Here is a 13929-nt window from a genome sequence, read left to right as displayed (position 1 = left end):
ATGAGCACTGTTGACATCCTTTCGCCTGCCGGCGAGAAGACCGGTAGCGTCGAGCTCCCCGCGGAGATCTTCGGCGTGGAGAAGGTCAGCATCCCGCTGATCCACCAGGTCGTCGTCGCGCAGAACGCCGCTGCCCGTCAGGGCACGCACAAGACCAAGCGCCGCGGCGAAGTCCGCGGTGGCGGCAAGAAGCCGTACCGCCAGAAGGGCACCGGCCGCGCCCGTCAGGGTTCGACCCGCGCGCCGCAGTTCGCCGGTGGTGGCGTCGTGCACGGTCCCGTGCCGCGTGACTACTCGCAGCGGACCCCGAAGAAGATGAAGGCCGCGGCCCTGCGCCACGCCCTCACCGACCGGGCCCGCCACAACCGCATCCACGTCGTCACCGGCGTGATCGAGGGCGACGCCCCGTCCACGAAGTCCGCCCGGACGCTGTTCGGCAAGATCTCGGAGCGCAAGAACCTGCTCCTGGTCGTCGACCGCGCCGACGAGGCCGCGTGGCTGTCCGCCCGCAACCTGCCCCAGGTGCACATCCTGGAGCCGGGCCAGCTGAACACGTACGACGTGATCGTCTCGGACGACGTGGTCTTCACCCAGGCCGCTCTTGAGTCCTTCGTGTCCGGCCCGAACAAGGCCAACGACACCGAAGGGAGTGACGCCTGATGGCTACGCGTCACCCGAGCATCGCCCCCAAGGCGGCCAAGGCCGCCAAGGCCGCGCGCGTCGCCAAGGCGAAGCGCCACGAGGCCGAGGGCAAGAACACCGTCGTCACCGCGCCCAGCAAGGCGTACACGGACCCCCGTGACGTGCTGCTGAAGCCGGTCGTGTCGGAGAAGAGCTACGCGCTCCTCGACGAGAACAAGTACACGTTCATCGTCGACCCGAACGCCAACAAGACCCAGATCAAGCAGGCCGTCCAGGCGGTCTTCTCGGTCAAGGTCACCGGGGTCAACACGATCAACCGCCAGGGCAAGCGCAAGCGCACCAAGACCGGTTTCGGTCAGCGCGCTTCCACCAAGCGCGCGATCGTGACCCTCGCTGAGGGCGACCGTATCGACATCTTCGGCGGTCCGACCGCGTAAGCGGGTCGGATCGTCCGATATCGGACGAGGACTGAGAAATGGGAATCCGCAAGTACAAGCCGACTACGCCGGGCCGTCGTGGCTCCAGCGTCGCCGACTTCGTCGAGGTCACGCGGTCCACGCCGGAGAAGTCGCTGGTCCGCCCGCTGCACAGCAAGGGCGGCCGTAACAACGCCGGTCGTGTGACCGTTCGCCACCAGGGTGGCGGACACAAGCGCGCCTACCGAGTGATCGACTTCCGTCGTCACGACAAGGACGGCGTGCCGGCGAAGGTCGCGCACATCGAGTACGACCCCAACCGCACCGCGCGCATCGCGCTGCTGCACTACGCGGACGGCGAGAAGCGCTACATCCTCGCCCCGCGCAACCTGCAGCAGGGTGACCGCGTCGAGAACGGTGCCGGGGCCGACATCAAGCCGGGCAACAACCTGGCGCTCCGCAACATCCCGGTCGGTACCACGATCCACGCGATCGAGATCCGTCCCGGTGGCGGCGCCAAGTTCGCCCGCTCCGCCGGTGCCTCCGTGCAGCTGCTCGCGAAGGAGGGCACCATGGCCCACCTCCGCATGCCCTCCGGTGAGATCCGCCTGGTCGACCAGCGCTGCCGCGCCACGGTCGGCGAGGTCGGCAACGCCGAGCAGAGCAACATCAACTGGGGCAAGGCCGGTCGCAAGCGCTGGCTGGGCGTCCGCCCGACCGTTCGCGGTGTGGCGATGAACCCGGTCGACCACCCCCACGGTGGTGGTGAGGGCAAGACCTCCGGTGGTCGCCACCCGGTCAGCCCCTGGGGTCAGAAGGAGGGTCGTACTCGTTCGCCGAAGAAGGCTTCGAACAAGTACATCGTCCGCCGCCGCAAGACGAACAAGAAGCGCTAGGAGCGGGTTTAGATGCCGCGTAGTCTCAAGAAGGGGCCCTTCGTCGACGACCACCTGATCAAGAAGGTGGACGTACAGAACGAGGCAGGCACCAAGAACGTCATCAAGACCTGGTCCCGTCGCTCGATGATCACCCCCAGCATGCTGGGTCACACGATCGCGGTGCACAACGGCAAGACCCACATTCCGGTGTTCGTCACCGAGTCGATGGTCGGCCACAAGCTCGGCGAGTTCTCGCCGACGCGCACCTTCCGGGGTCACGTCAAGGACGACCGGAAGTCGAAGCGCCGCTAAGGCGGGGTGGAATGACCATGACAGACACTGGAAGGACAACCATGGAAGCCAGGGCCCAGGCGCGGTACATCCGCGTCACGCCCATGAAGGCCCGCCGCGTGGTGGACCTCATCCGTGGCATGGACGCCACGGAGGCTCAGGCGGTCCTGCGTTTCGCCCCGCAGGCCGCGAGCGTGCCGGTCGGCAAGGTGCTGGACAGCGCCATCGCCAACGCCGCGCACAACTACGACCACACCGATGTCGACAGCCTCTTCATCTCCGAGGCCTACGTCGATGAGGGCCCGACCCTGAAGCGGTTCCGTCCGCGTGCCCAGGGCCGCGCCTACCGGATCCGCAAGCGGACCAGCCACATCACCGTGGTCGTCAGCAGCAAGGAAGGAACCCGGTAATGGGCCAGAAGGTTAACCCGCATGGGTTCCGGCTCGGCATCACCACGGACTTCAAGTCCCGCTGGTACGCCGACAAGCTGTACAAGGACTACGTCAAGGAAGACGTCGCCATCCGTCGGATGATGACGTCCGGCATGGAGCGCGCCGGCATCTCGAAGGTGGAGATCGAGCGCACCCGTGACCGCGTGCGTGTGGACATCCACACCGCTCGTCCGGGCATCGTCATCGGCCGCCGTGGCGCCGAGGCCGACCGCATCCGCGGCGACCTCGAGAAGCTCACGGGCAAGCAGGTCCAGCTGAACATCCTCGAGGTCAAGAACCCCGAGACGGATGCCCAGCTGGTCGCTCAGGCCGTCGCCGAGCAGCTCTCCTCCCGCGTCTCCTTCCGCCGCGCCATGCGTAAGAGCATGCAGTCGGCGATGAAGGCCGGCGCCAAGGGCATCAAGATCCAGTGCGGTGGCCGCCTCGGTGGCGCCGAGATGTCCCGCTCGGAGTTCTACCGCGAGGGCCGTGTGCCCCTGCACACGCTCCGCGCGAACGTGGACTACGGCTTCTTCGAGGCCAAGACGACCTTCGGCCGCATCGGTGTGAAGGTCTGGATCTACAAGGGCGACGTCAAGAACATCGCCGAGGTCCGTGCCGAGAACGCCGCTGCCCGCGCCGGCAACCGCCCGGCCCGTGGCGGCGGCGGCGCCGACCGCCCGGCCCGTGGTGGCCGTGGTGGCGGTGGCGAGCGGCGCGGTCGCAAGCCGCAGCAGGCTGCCGGTGCCGAGGCCCCCAAGGCCGAGGCCCCCGCCGCCGCTCCGGCTGAGAGCACCGGAACGGAGGCCTGACCGACATGCTGATCCCCCGTAGGGTCAAGCACCGCAAGCAGCACCACCCGAAGCGCCGTGGTCAGGCCAAGGGTGGTACGACGGTCGCGTTCGGCGAGTACGGCATCCAGGCCCTCACGCCGGCGTACGTGACCAACCGCCAGATCGAGGCGGCTCGTATCGCGATGACCCGCCACATCAAGCGTGGCGGCAAGGTCTGGATCAACATCTACCCGGACCGCCCGCTCACGAAGAAGCCCGCCGAGACCCGCATGGGTTCCGGTAAGGGTTCGCCCGAGTGGTGGATCGCGAACGTGCACCCGGGTCGGGTCATGTTCGAGCTGTCCTACCCCAACGAGAAGATCGCCCGTGAGGCCCTCACTCGCGCAGCCCACAAGCTGCCGATGAAGTGCCGGATCGTCAAGCGCGAGGCAGGTGAAGCGTGATGTCGGCCGGTACCAAGGCGTCCGAGCTGCGCGAACTGGGTGACGAGGAGCTTCTCGCGAAGCTCCGCGAAGCCAAGGAAGAGCTGTTCAACCTCCGCTTCCAGGCGGCGACCGGTCAGCTCGAGAACCACGGTCGGCTGAAGGCCGTCCGCAAGGACATCGCGCGGATCTACACCCTGATGCGTGAGCGCGAGCTGGGCATCGAGACGGTGGAGAGCGCCTGATGAGTGAGAACAACGTGACTGAGCAGACTGCAGAGGCCCGCGGCTTCCGCAAGACCCGTGAGGGTCTCGTCGTCAGCGACAAGATGGACAAGACCGTCGTCGTCGCCGTCGAGGACCGCGTCAAGCACGCGCTGTACGGCAAGGTCATCCGCCGTACCAACAAGCTCAAGGCCCACGACGAGCAGAACGCCGCGGGCGTCGGCGACCGCGTCCTCCTCATGGAGACGCGTCCGCTGTCCGCGACGAAGCGCTGGCGCGTCGTCGAGATCCTCGAGAAGGCCAAGTAGGTAGTTCCCGCAAGGGAACTCCCACCAGTACGCCTGCGGGCAACCCCGCAGGACGGTTCCGCCAGGCTCGGCAGGGGCCCCACCTCGTGAAGAGGCGGCCCCTGCCGGGAACCGGCAGACAAACAGGAGATAGACGTGATCCAGCAGGAGTCGCGACTGCGTGTCGCCGACAACACTGGTGCGAAGGAGATCCTTTGCATCCGTGTGCTCGGTGGCTCCGGTCGCCGCTACGCGGGCATCGGTGACGTCATCGTCGCCACCGTCAAGGACGCGATCCCCGGTGGCAACGTGAAGAAGGGTGACGTCGTCAAGGCGGTCATCGTTCGCACCGTCAAGGAGCGCCGCCGTCCGGACGGCTCGTACATCCGCTTCGACGAGAACGCCGCCGTCATTCTGAAGAACGACGGCGACCCTCGCGGCACCCGTATCTTCGGCCCGGTCGGCCGTGAGCTGCGCGAGAAGAAGTTCATGAAGATCATCTCGCTCGCGCCGGAGGTGCTGTAAGCATGAAGATCAAGAAGGGCGACCTGGTCCAGGTCATCACCGGTAAGGACAAGGGCAAGCAGGGCAAGGTCATCGCGGCCTTCCCCCGCGAGGACCGCGTCCTGGTCGAGGGTGTCAACCGGGTCAAGAAGCACACCAAGGCCGGCCCGACCGCCAGCGGTTCCCAGGCCGGCGGCATCGTGACCACCGAGGCCCCGATCCACGTGTCCAACGTTCAGCTGGTCGTGGAGAAGGACGGCAACAAGGTCGTCACGCGTGTCGGTTACCGCTTCGACGACGAGGGCAACAAGATCCGCGTTGCCAAGCGGACGGGTGAGGACATCTGATGGCTACCACCACCACTCCGCGTCTGAAGACGAAGTACCGCGAGGAGATCGCGGGCAAGCTGCGTGAAGAGTTCTCCTACGAGAACGTCATGCAGATCCCCGGCCTCGTCAAGATTGTGGTCAACATGGGTGTGGGCGACGCCGCCCGCGACTCCAAGCTGATCGAGGGCGCGATCCGCGACCTCACCACGATCACCGGTCAGAAGCCGGCCGTCACCAAGGCCCGCAAGTCCATCGCGCAGTTCAAGCTGCGCGAGGGTCAGCCGATCGGTGCTCACGTCACGCTCCGTGGCGACCGCATGTGGGAGTTCCTGGACCGCACCCTGTCGCTGGCGCTTCCGCGCATCCGCGACTTCCGCGGCCTGTCCCCCAAGCAGTTCGACGGCCGTGGCAACTACACCTTCGGTCTCACGGAGCAGGTCATGTTCCACGAGATCGACCAGGACAAGATCGACCGCGTCCGGGGTATGGACATCACCGTGGTCACCACGGCGACCAACGACGCTGAGGGCCGTGCGCTCCTTCGTCACCTCGGCTTCCCCTTCAAGGAGGCGTGAGCGAGATGGCGAAGAAGGCTCTGATTGCCAAGGCTGCTCGTAAGCCCAAGTTCGGAGTACGCGGCTACACGCGCTGCCAGCGCTGCGGCCGTCCGCACTCCGTGTACCGCAAGTTCGGCCTCTGCCGCGTGTGCCTTCGTGAGATGGCTCACCGTGGCGAGCTGCCGGGCGTGACCAAGAGCTCCTGGTAATCCCCGTACTTCGGGATTCCTGAGCTCTCGGTAAGTAAAGGGCAGTGTCAGGTGCCCACCCCTTCATGCCGTAGGCTGGGAGGGTTGGGCGCCTGACGCCCGTACGACTTACTACGCCGTAGGTCCACCGCGCCGCACCCGTCCCGTCTCGGATCGGGGAGAGGGATGGCGCACCAGGAAACCCCGGCGAGAGAGGCCACAGGCCAACTCATGACCATGACTGATCCGATCGCAGACATGCTGACGCGTCTGCGGAACGCGAACTCGGCGTACCACGACTCCGTGACGATGCCGGCATCGAAGATCAAGTCTCACATCGCGGAGATCCTCCAGCAGGAGGGCTTCATCACGGGCTGGAAGATCGAGGACGCCGAGGTGGGCAAGAACCTCACCCTCGAGCTGAAGTTCGGTCCGAACCGTGAGCGCTCCATCGCGGGCATCAAGCGGATCTCCAAGCCCGGTCTCCGGGTTTACGCGAAGTCCACCTCCCTGCCCAAGGTGCTGGGCGGCCTCGGCGTGGCGATCATCTCCACGTCGCACGGTCTCCTCACCGACAAGCAGGCCGGCAAGAAGGGCGTAGGCGGAGAAGTTCTCGCCTACGTCTGGTAGCGGAAGGGAACGGAGGAAACAGCTATGTCGCGCATTGGCAAGCTCCCTATCACGGTTCCCGCCGGCGTGGACGTCACCATCGACGGCCAGACGGTCTCGGTCAAGGGCCCCAAGGGCTCGCTGACCCACACCGTCGTCGCGCCGATCGAGATCGCCAAGGGTGAGGACGGCGTTCTGAACGTCACCCGCCCCAACGACGAGCGTCAGAGCAAGGCCCTGCACGGCCTGTCCCGCACGCTGGTGGCGAACATGATCACCGGCGTGACCCAGGGTTACGTGAAGAAGCTCGAGATCAGTGGTGTCGGTTACCGCGTGACCGCGAAGGGCTCGAACCTCGAGTTCGCGCTCGGTTACAGCCACCCGATCACCGTCGAGGCGCCCGAGGGAATCACCTTCAAGGTGGAGACCCCGACCCGCTTCCAGGTCGAGGGCATCGACAAGCAGAAGGTCGGCGAGGTTGCGGCCAACATCCGCAAGCTGCGCAAGCCCGACCCGTACAAGGCCAAGGGTGTCAAGTACGAGGGCGAAGTCATCCGCCGCAAGGTCGGAAAGGCGGGTAAGTAAGCCATGGCATACGGGCAGAAGATCCTGAAGGGCGACGCCTACAAGCGCGCCGCGATCAAGCGCCGTCACATCCGGATCCGCAAGCGGATCGCCGGTACGTCGGAGCGCCCCCGTCTGGTCGTAACCCGCTCGAACCGCCACATCGTGGCCCAGGTGATCGACGACCTCAAGGGTCACACCCTTGCGTCGGCGTCCACGCTGGACACCTCGATCCGCGGTGCCGAGGGCGACAAGTCGGCGCAGGCCAAGCAGGTCGGCGCCCTGGTCGCCGAGCGTGCCAAGGCCGCCGGTGTCGAGGCCGTCGTTTTCGACCGTGGTGGTAACCAGTACGCCGGGCGCATTGCCGCTCTGGCGGACGCAGCCCGCGAGGCCGGACTCAAGTTCTGAGTCCTGGTTCCGTAGCTAGCGGAGACAGAGAGAGGTAATTCCAATGGCTGGACCCCAGCGCCGCGGTGGCGGTGCCGGTGGCGGCGAGCGGCGGGACCGGAAGGGCCGTGACGGCGGCGCAGCTGCCGCCGAGAAGACCGCGTACGTTGAGCGCGTCGTCGCGATCAACCGCGTCGCCAAGGTAGTGAAGGGTGGTCGTCGCTTCAGCTTCACCGCGCTGGTCGTGGTGGGCGATGGTGACGGCACCGTCGGTGTCGGTTACGGCAAGGCCAAGGAGGTGCCGGCCGCCATCGCCAAGGGTGTGGAGGAGGCCAAGAAGCACTTCTTCAAGGTCCCCCGTATCCAGGGCACCATCCCGCACCCGATCACGGGTGAGAAGGCGGCGGGTGTCGTCCTGCTCAAGCCGGCGTCCCCCGGTACCGGCGTTATCGCCGGTGGCCCGGTGCGTGCCGTGCTCGAGTGCGCCGGCGTTCACGACATCCTGTCGAAGTCGCTCGGTTCGTCGAACGCGATCAACATCGTGCACGCGACCGTGGAGGCCCTGAAGGGCCTGCAGCGTCCCGAGGAGATCGCGGCCCGCCGCGGTCTGCCCCTCGAGGACGTCGCTCCCGCGGCTCTGCTTCGTGCGCGTGCCGGGGCTGGTGCTGCGTAATGGCTCAGCTCAAGATCACGCAGACGAAGTCGTACATCGGCAGCAAGCAGAACCACCGTGACACCCTGCGTTCGCTCGGGCTCAAGCGCCTGAACGACGTGGTCGTCAAGGAGGACCGCCCCGAGTTCCGCGGAATGGTGCACACCGTCCGCCACCTCGTGACGGTCGAGGAGGTCGACTGATCATGGCGGAGAACAACCCGCTCAAGATCCACAACCTCCGTCCCGCCCCGGGCGCCAAGACCGCCAAGACCCGTGTGGGTCGTGGTGAGGCGTCGAAGGGTAAGACGGCCGGTCGTGGTACCAAGGGCACGAAGGCCCGTTACCAGGTTCCGGAGCGCTTCGAGGGTGGGCAGATGCCCCTCCACATGCGTCTTCCGAAGCTCAAGGGCTTCAAGAACCCGTTCAAGACCGAGTTCCAGGTCGTGAACCTCGACAAGCTGGCGGCGCTGTACCCGGAGGGTGGCGAGGTCACCGTCGAGGGGCTCGTCGCCAAGGGTGCCGTTCGCAAGAACAGCCTCGTCAAGGTGCTCGGCCAGGGCGAGATCTCCGTGGCGCTGCAGGTGACGGTCGACGCCGTCTCCGGCTCTGCCAAGGAGAAGATCACCGCCGCCGGCGGTACCGTCACCGAGCTCGTCTGATTCCATCAGGCGTCTCGATGACTTGAGCGATCCCGACCGGGGATACCCCACAAATGGGGTATCCCCGGTTGGTCGTTCCTAGGGTGGCAGTGTCGCCGGTAAGGTGGCTTGCACTGCCCTCTTTCACAAGGTGCTTCCGATGGGGCACCTTGGGCGGCAGTCGACCGTTACACATGTCGTCGTTCTTATTGGAACCTCAACACCGTCACCCTTGACGCAGACGCGCGGGGGTCGCAGGAGGCACCGTGCTCACCGCGTTCGCCCGGGCGTTCAAGACGCCCGACCTGCGCAAGAAGCTGCTCTTCACGCTCGGCATCATCGTGGTCTACCGGGTCGGCACCCACATCCCGATCCCGGGTGTCGACTACAAGAGCGTCCAGACCTGCGTGGACGAGGCGTCCGGCAACCAGGGCCTCTTCGGTCTGGTCAACATGTTCAGCGGCGGCGCGCTGCTGCAGATCACGATCTTCGCCCTGGGCATCATGCCGTACATCACGGCGAGCATCATCCTTCAGCTGCTGACCGTGGTGATCCCGCGTCTGGAAGCGCTCAAGAAGGAGGGCCAGGCCGGTACGGCGAAGATCACGCAGTACACCCGGTACCTCACCGTGGCACTCGCCATCCTCCAGGGCACCGGCCTGGTGGCCACCGCCCGGAGCGGCGCGCTCTTCTCAGGCTGCTCGGTGGCCGGCCAGATCGTCCCGGACCGCGCGATCTTCACCACCATCACGATGGTCATCTGCATGACCGCCGGTACGGCGATGGTCATGTGGCTCGGCGAGCTGATCACCGACCGCGGCATCGGCAACGGCATGTCGATCCTGATGTTCATCTCGATCGCCGCCACCTTCCCCTCCGCGCTGTGGGCCATCAAGAAGCAGGGCACGCTGGCCGACGGCTGGATCGAGTTCGGCACGGTCATCCTCGTCGGCCTGGTCATGGTCGGCCTGGTGGTCTTCGTCGAGCAGGCCCAGCGCCGCATCCCCGTGCAGTACGCCAAGCGCATGATCGGCCGCCGCTCCTACGGCGGTACGTCGACGTACATCCCGCTGAAGGTGAACCAGGCCGGTGTGATCCCGGTCATCTTCGCCTCGTCGCTGCTCTACATCCCGGCTCTGATCGTGCAGTTCTCCAACTCGCAGGCGGGCTGGGCAACCTGGATCACGCAGAACCTGGCGGACACGGCGGCGCCCGCGCACATCACTCTCTACTTCTTCCTGATCGTCTTCTTCGCCTTCTTCTACGTGGCCATTTCCTTCAACCCCGAGGAAGTCGCCGACAACATGAAGAAGTATGGTGGCTTCATCCCGGGCATCCGGGCTGGCCGACCGACCGCTGAGTACCTGAGCTACGTACTCAACCGGATCACCTGGCCGGGTTCGCTGTATCTGGGGCTGATCGCTCTCGTGCCGACGATGGCGTTGGCTGGTTTCGGGGCAAACCAGAACTTCCCGTTCGGTGGTACCAGCATCCTGATCATCGTGGGTGTGGGTCTCGAGACGGTGAAGCAGATCGAGAGCCAGCTTCAGCAGCGCAATTACGAAGGGTTCCTCCGCTGATGCGTATCGTCCTCGTCGGGCCGCCGGGCGCCGGTAAGGGAACGCAGGCCACTCGCCTAGCCGAGAAGCTGCGCGTACCTCACATCTCCACGGGCGACCTGTTCCGCGCCAACATCAGCCAGCAGACGGAGCTCGGGAAACTCGCGAAGTCCTACATGGACGCCGGCAACCTCGTCCCCGACGAGGTCACCATCGCCATGGCGAAGGACCGCATGGAGCAGCCGGACGCCGAGCGCGGCTTCCTGCTCGACGGTTTCCCGCGCAACGTCTCGCAGGCCGAGGCGCTGGACGAGCTGCTCACCACCGAGGGCATCAAGCTGGACGCGGTACTGGACCTGGAGGCCCCCGAGGAGGAGGTCGTCAAGCGGATCGCCGGCCGGCGCATCTGCCGCAACGACTCCTCGCACGTCTTCCACGTGACGTACAAGAAGCCGTCGAAGGACGGAGTCTGCGACGTCTGCGGCGGGGAGCTGTACCAGCGCGACGACGACTCCGAGGAGACCGTCCGCACGCGGCTCGAGGTCTACCACACGCAGACCGAGCCGATCATCGACTACTACAAGGCGCAGGGCCTGGTCGTGACGATCGAGGCCATGGGCCCGGTCGACGAGGTCACCGGCCGTGCGCTGGCGGCGCTGAAGCGCGAGGACGACGGCCAGTAGGTTCCGTCCCGGTACGGCCGTGGAGTCCTCCGGGACGCCACGGCCGTACTGTTGTGTACGTATGTCATCGACCGACCTGAGTGACGGAGAGCGCAGGCCCCCCATGGTGCAGATCAAGAGCCCCGAGCAGATCGCCAAGATGCGCGCGGCGGGCCTGGTCGTCGCCGCCGTCCACGCGGCGACGCGGGAAGCGGCGGTGCCGGGGGCGACCACGAAGGACCTCGACGAGGTCGCCCGCAAGGTCCTCGCCGAGCACGGCGCGAAGTCGAACTTCCTCGGCTACGGCGGTTTCCCCGCGACCATCTGCACCTCGGTGAACGACGTCGTCGTCCACGGCATCCCCTCCGACGAGGTCGTCCTCAAGGACGGGGACGTCATCTCGATCGACTGCGGCGCGATCGTCGACGGCTGGCACGGCGACGCCGCCTACACGGCCTTCGTCGGCTCCGGCCACGCCCCGGAGCTGATCGAGCTGTCCCGGGTGACCGAGGAGTCGATGTGGGCCGGCATCGCGGCGATGAAGCAGGGCAACCGGCTGGTGGACGTGTCGCGGGCCATCGAGACGTACATCCGTCGTCAGCCGAAGCCGGGCGGCGGACGCTACGGGATCATCGAGGACTACGGCGGCCACGGCATCGGCACCGAGATGCACATGGACCCGCACCTGCTGAACTACGTCGACCGCAAGCGGGGCAAGGGGCCCAAGCTGGTCCCCGGCTTCTGCCTGGCCATCGAGCCGATGGTGTCGCTGGGTACGCCGCGGACGGAGGTCCTCGCGGACGACTGGACCGTCATCACCACGGACGGGACCTGGTCGTCGCACTGGGAGCACTCGGTGGCGTTGACCGAGCAGGGGCCGCTGGTGCTGACCGCGGTGGACGGCGGGAAGGCGAAGCTCGCCGAGCACGGGGTCGTGGCCGCGCCCGACCCGCTGGCCTGAGGGTGCCGGGCGGGGGCTCGAGGTGTCTCGCCCCCGCCGCCCCTTCCCTTCCCGGCCCTTCTTCCCGGCCCGTCTCGGCCCGGGGACCGCTTAAGGATCTCCCGGGATGGGCACACTTCCTCGATTCGTGTTTCCGGGTGCGCTGACGTAGACTGACTCGTCGGCTCTTGTGCACCCGCATGTCTGTATGCGCCCGTAAGGGAAAGCCCAGGAGTCGATCAAGGTAGTCGATTCGAAGGGCGAAGCGTGGCCAAGAAGCAAGGTGCCATCGAGATCGAGGGCACTGTCGTCGAGTCTCTTCCGAACGCCATGTTCAGGGTCGAGCTCCAGAACGGCCACCAGGTCCTGGCGCACATCAGCGGCAAGATGCGCATGCACTACATCCGCATCCTCCCTGACGACCGGGTCGTGGTGGAGTTGTCTCCGTACGACCTGACGCGCGGCCGGATCGTCTACCGGTACAAGTAGATCTTGCCCAGGCCCCGTGCGTTCCCGCCCGGGGTGGCCGGCAACTGACCCGGAGAACCTCACATCCCATGAAGGTCAAGCCGAGCGTCAAGAAGATCTGCGACAAGTGCAGGGTGATCCGCCGTCACGGTCGGGTCATGGTCATCTGCGAGAACCCGCGCCACAAGCAGCGCCAGGGCTGATCGCACACAGATCGCACCCTCTGCATCACGCAGAATCTTCGCGCGACGCGAGCTGAATTGTTCATACGCAGAACCCAGACCTGTGGTCTGACACCCCCGGTTCGGAGGCCGGGGACCCAGTCCGTACCAAATCTTCCCAGGGATCCCGGGGAAGAGGACGGCGGCTGGGAGGCGGTTCTGCGGAAGACCTCCGAAGATCACCAGGAGCCATTGAATGGCACGCGTTTCCGGTGTTGACATCCCGCGCGAAAAGCGCGTGGAGGTCGCCCTCACCTACGTGTTCGGCATCGGCCGGACCCTGTCCCAGGAGACGCTGGCTGCGACCGGCGTCGACCCCGACACCCGCGTTCGCGACCTCTCCGAGGAGCAGCTCGTCGCGATCCGCGAGTACGTGGACGCCAACATCAAGACCGAGGGTGACCTCCGTCGCGAGATCCAGGCCGACATCCGCCGCAAGGTCGAGATCGGCAGCTACCAGGGTCTCCGTCACCGTCGTGGTCTGCCCGTCCGCGGTCAGCGCACCAGCACGAACGCCCGTACCCGCAAGGGCCCGCGTCGCGCCATTGCCGGCAAGAAGAAGCCGGGCAAGAAGTAGTCCTCAGCGGACGCTCATCAGCGGTCTTCGCTGTAGGACCGACCACCTCCCGTAGGAGTAATAGATGCCCCCCAAGGGTCGTCAGGGCGCTGCCAAGAAGGTGCGCCGCAAGGAAAAGAAGAACGTCGCGCACGGCCAGGCGCACATCAAGAGCACGTTCAACAACACGATCGTGTCCATCACGGACCCGGCCGGAAACGTGATCTCGTGGGCCTCCGCCGGCCACGTCGGTTTCAAGGGCTCGCGCAAGTCCACGCCGTTCGCCGCGCAGATGGCCGCCGAGTCGGCCGCCCGTCGCGCGCAGGAGCACGGCATGCGCAAGGTCGACGTCTTCGTCAAGGGCCCGGGCGCCGGTCGTGAGACCGCCATCCGTTCCCTGCAGGCCACGGGCCTCGAGGTCGGCTCCATCCAGGACGTCACCCCGACCCCGCACAACGGTTGCCGTCCGCCGAAGCGCCGCCGCGTCTGACGCACGGTCGTTTGCCGGACTGAGGTTCTCGGGCGGTACGGCTCCTCGGAGTCGTGTCGCCCGTACCCTTGTCTCATATCAGGGCGTCAAATAGCGGGCGCCCCTGACAGAAGGAACGCAACATGCTGATTGCTCAGCGTCCCTCGTTGACCGAAGAGGTCGTCGACGAGTTCCGCTCCCGGTTCGTGATCGAGCCGCTGGAGCCGGGCTTCGGCTAC

Annotated in this window: 26 protein-coding genes; all 26 read left to right on the top strand. The window is 66.3% G+C overall.

From position 1 onward, the window contains the following. Entirely contained in the window at window positions 1-660 is a 660-nt protein-coding gene (gene rplD / locus AB0N31_RS19380) for a 50S ribosomal protein L4 (protein ID WP_366059594.1), read from the top strand. Next, window positions 660-1079, top strand: a complete 420-nt coding sequence (gene rplW, locus AB0N31_RS19375) for a 50S ribosomal protein L23 (protein ID WP_363172337.1) — start codon at window positions 660-662, stop codon at window positions 1077-1079. The genes rplD and rplW overlap by 1 nt, the downstream gene beginning before the upstream one ends. A 38-nt stretch (window positions 1080-1117) precedes the next feature. After that, window positions 1118-1954, top strand: coding sequence for a 50S ribosomal protein L2 (rplB, locus tag AB0N31_RS19370; RefSeq protein ID WP_366059593.1), 837 nt, complete (start codon window positions 1118-1120; stop codon window positions 1952-1954). Between the two features lie 12 nt (window positions 1955-1966). Next, window positions 1967-2248: a 30S ribosomal protein S19 gene (rpsS, locus tag AB0N31_RS19365; RefSeq protein WP_356560316.1), complete on the top strand. Its 282-nt coding sequence runs from the start codon at window positions 1967-1969 to the stop codon at window positions 2246-2248. 41 nt (window positions 2249-2289) lie between these two features. Continuing rightward, window positions 2290-2637, top strand: coding sequence for a 50S ribosomal protein L22 (rplV, locus tag AB0N31_RS19360; RefSeq protein WP_006130776.1), 348 nt, complete (start codon window positions 2290-2292; stop codon window positions 2635-2637). Beyond that, window positions 2637-3470, top strand: coding sequence for a 30S ribosomal protein S3 (gene rpsC, locus AB0N31_RS19355; protein WP_366059592.1), 834 nt, complete (start codon window positions 2637-2639; stop codon window positions 3468-3470). Before rplV ends, rpsC begins: the two co-directional genes overlap by 1 nt. A gap of 5 nt (window positions 3471-3475) precedes the next feature. Then, window positions 3476-3895, top strand: a complete 420-nt coding sequence (gene rplP, locus AB0N31_RS19350; protein WP_004927269.1) for a 50S ribosomal protein L16 — start codon at window positions 3476-3478, stop codon at window positions 3893-3895. Beyond that, on the top strand, window positions 3895-4119 hold the full coding sequence (gene rpmC / locus AB0N31_RS19345) for a 50S ribosomal protein L29 (protein WP_003998824.1): 225 nt from the start codon (window positions 3895-3897) through the stop codon (window positions 4117-4119). Before rplP ends, rpmC begins: the two co-directional genes overlap by 1 nt. After that, the gene (rpsQ, locus tag AB0N31_RS19340; RefSeq protein WP_009327090.1) at window positions 4119-4406 is read left to right on the top strand and encodes a 30S ribosomal protein S17; all 288 of its coding nucleotides are present in this window, start codon (window positions 4119-4121) and stop codon (window positions 4404-4406) included. Before rpmC ends, rpsQ begins: the two co-directional genes overlap by 1 nt. Window positions 4407-4541: 135 nt before the next feature. Next, window positions 4542-4910 (top strand): 50S ribosomal protein L14, encoded by a 369-nt coding sequence (rplN, locus tag AB0N31_RS19335; protein WP_003998823.1) that lies wholly within the window; start codon window positions 4542-4544, stop codon window positions 4908-4910. Between the two features lie 2 nt (window positions 4911-4912). Next, a complete protein-coding gene (rplX, locus tag AB0N31_RS19330; protein ID WP_033272457.1) occupies window positions 4913-5236 on the top strand; it encodes a 50S ribosomal protein L24 in 324 nt (107 codons plus the stop codon). Next, the gene (gene rplE / locus AB0N31_RS19325) at window positions 5236-5793 is read left to right on the top strand and encodes a 50S ribosomal protein L5 (RefSeq protein ID WP_030788262.1); all 558 of its coding nucleotides are present in this window, start codon (window positions 5236-5238) and stop codon (window positions 5791-5793) included. Before rplX ends, rplE begins: the two co-directional genes overlap by 1 nt. Window positions 5794-5798: 5 nt before the next feature. Then, the gene (locus AB0N31_RS19320) at window positions 5799-5984 is read left to right on the top strand and encodes a type Z 30S ribosomal protein S14 (RefSeq protein ID WP_003948630.1); all 186 of its coding nucleotides are present in this window, start codon (window positions 5799-5801) and stop codon (window positions 5982-5984) included. Between the two features lie 210 nt (window positions 5985-6194). Continuing rightward, complete coding sequence (gene rpsH, locus AB0N31_RS19315) at window positions 6195-6593, top strand: 30S ribosomal protein S8 (RefSeq protein WP_073491923.1); 399 nt, start codon at window positions 6195-6197, stop codon at window positions 6591-6593. 24 nt (window positions 6594-6617) lie between these two features. Next, window positions 6618-7157 carry a 50S ribosomal protein L6 gene (rplF, locus tag AB0N31_RS19310; protein WP_099969705.1) on the top strand — a complete coding sequence of 180 codons (540 nt, stop codon included), beginning with the start codon at window positions 6618-6620 and terminating at the stop codon, window positions 7155-7157. A gap of 3 nt (window positions 7158-7160) precedes the next feature. Further along, window positions 7161-7544, top strand: a complete 384-nt coding sequence (gene rplR / locus AB0N31_RS19305; protein ID WP_073491925.1) for a 50S ribosomal protein L18 — start codon at window positions 7161-7163, stop codon at window positions 7542-7544. Window positions 7545-7587: 43 nt separating this feature from the next. After that, the gene (gene rpsE, locus AB0N31_RS19300; protein ID WP_013001409.1) at window positions 7588-8196 is read left to right on the top strand and encodes a 30S ribosomal protein S5; all 609 of its coding nucleotides are present in this window, start codon (window positions 7588-7590) and stop codon (window positions 8194-8196) included. Next, a complete protein-coding gene (gene rpmD / locus AB0N31_RS19295; protein WP_030788246.1) occupies window positions 8196-8378 on the top strand; it encodes a 50S ribosomal protein L30 in 183 nt (60 codons plus the stop codon). Before rpsE ends, rpmD begins: the two co-directional genes overlap by 1 nt. A gap of 2 nt (window positions 8379-8380) precedes the next feature. Beyond that, window positions 8381-8836, top strand: coding sequence for a 50S ribosomal protein L15 (rplO, locus tag AB0N31_RS19290; protein WP_003974249.1), 456 nt, complete (start codon window positions 8381-8383; stop codon window positions 8834-8836). A 245-nt stretch (window positions 8837-9081) separates the two neighbouring features. Beyond that, window positions 9082-10395: a preprotein translocase subunit SecY gene (gene secY, locus AB0N31_RS19285; protein WP_366059591.1), complete on the top strand. Its 1314-nt coding sequence runs from the start codon at window positions 9082-9084 to the stop codon at window positions 10393-10395. Next, window positions 10395-11057 carry an adenylate kinase gene (locus AB0N31_RS19280; RefSeq protein ID WP_366059590.1) on the top strand — a complete coding sequence of 221 codons (663 nt, stop codon included), beginning with the start codon at window positions 10395-10397 and terminating at the stop codon, window positions 11055-11057. Before secY ends, AB0N31_RS19280 begins: the two co-directional genes overlap by 1 nt. A 103-nt stretch (window positions 11058-11160) precedes the next feature. Further along, complete coding sequence (map, locus tag AB0N31_RS19275) at window positions 11161-11997, top strand: type I methionyl aminopeptidase (protein ID WP_366059589.1); 837 nt, start codon at window positions 11161-11163, stop codon at window positions 11995-11997. A gap of 246 nt (window positions 11998-12243) precedes the next feature. Continuing rightward, window positions 12244-12465, top strand: coding sequence for a translation initiation factor IF-1 (gene infA / locus AB0N31_RS19270; protein WP_004927214.1), 222 nt, complete (start codon window positions 12244-12246; stop codon window positions 12463-12465). Between the two features lie 68 nt (window positions 12466-12533). After that, window positions 12534-12647, top strand: a complete 114-nt coding sequence (gene rpmJ, locus AB0N31_RS19265; RefSeq protein ID WP_003998809.1) for a 50S ribosomal protein L36 — start codon at window positions 12534-12536, stop codon at window positions 12645-12647. Between the two features lie 214 nt (window positions 12648-12861). Then, a complete protein-coding gene (rpsM, locus tag AB0N31_RS19260; protein WP_366059588.1) occupies window positions 12862-13242 on the top strand; it encodes a 30S ribosomal protein S13 in 381 nt (126 codons plus the stop codon). A gap of 64 nt (window positions 13243-13306) precedes the next feature. Continuing rightward, entirely contained in the window at window positions 13307-13711 is a 405-nt protein-coding gene (gene rpsK, locus AB0N31_RS19255) for a 30S ribosomal protein S11 (protein ID WP_010354218.1), read from the top strand. The last annotated feature ends 218 nt before the right edge of the window (window positions 13712-13929 follow it).

The organism is Streptomyces sp. NPDC051051 (assembly GCF_040682975.1).
In the GTDB taxonomy this organism is placed as follows: domain Bacteria; phylum Actinomycetota; class Actinomycetes; order Streptomycetales; family Streptomycetaceae; genus Streptomyces.
Note: the sequence above shows the minus strand (reverse complement) of the source record. Positions and strands in the feature narration are given on the sequence as shown.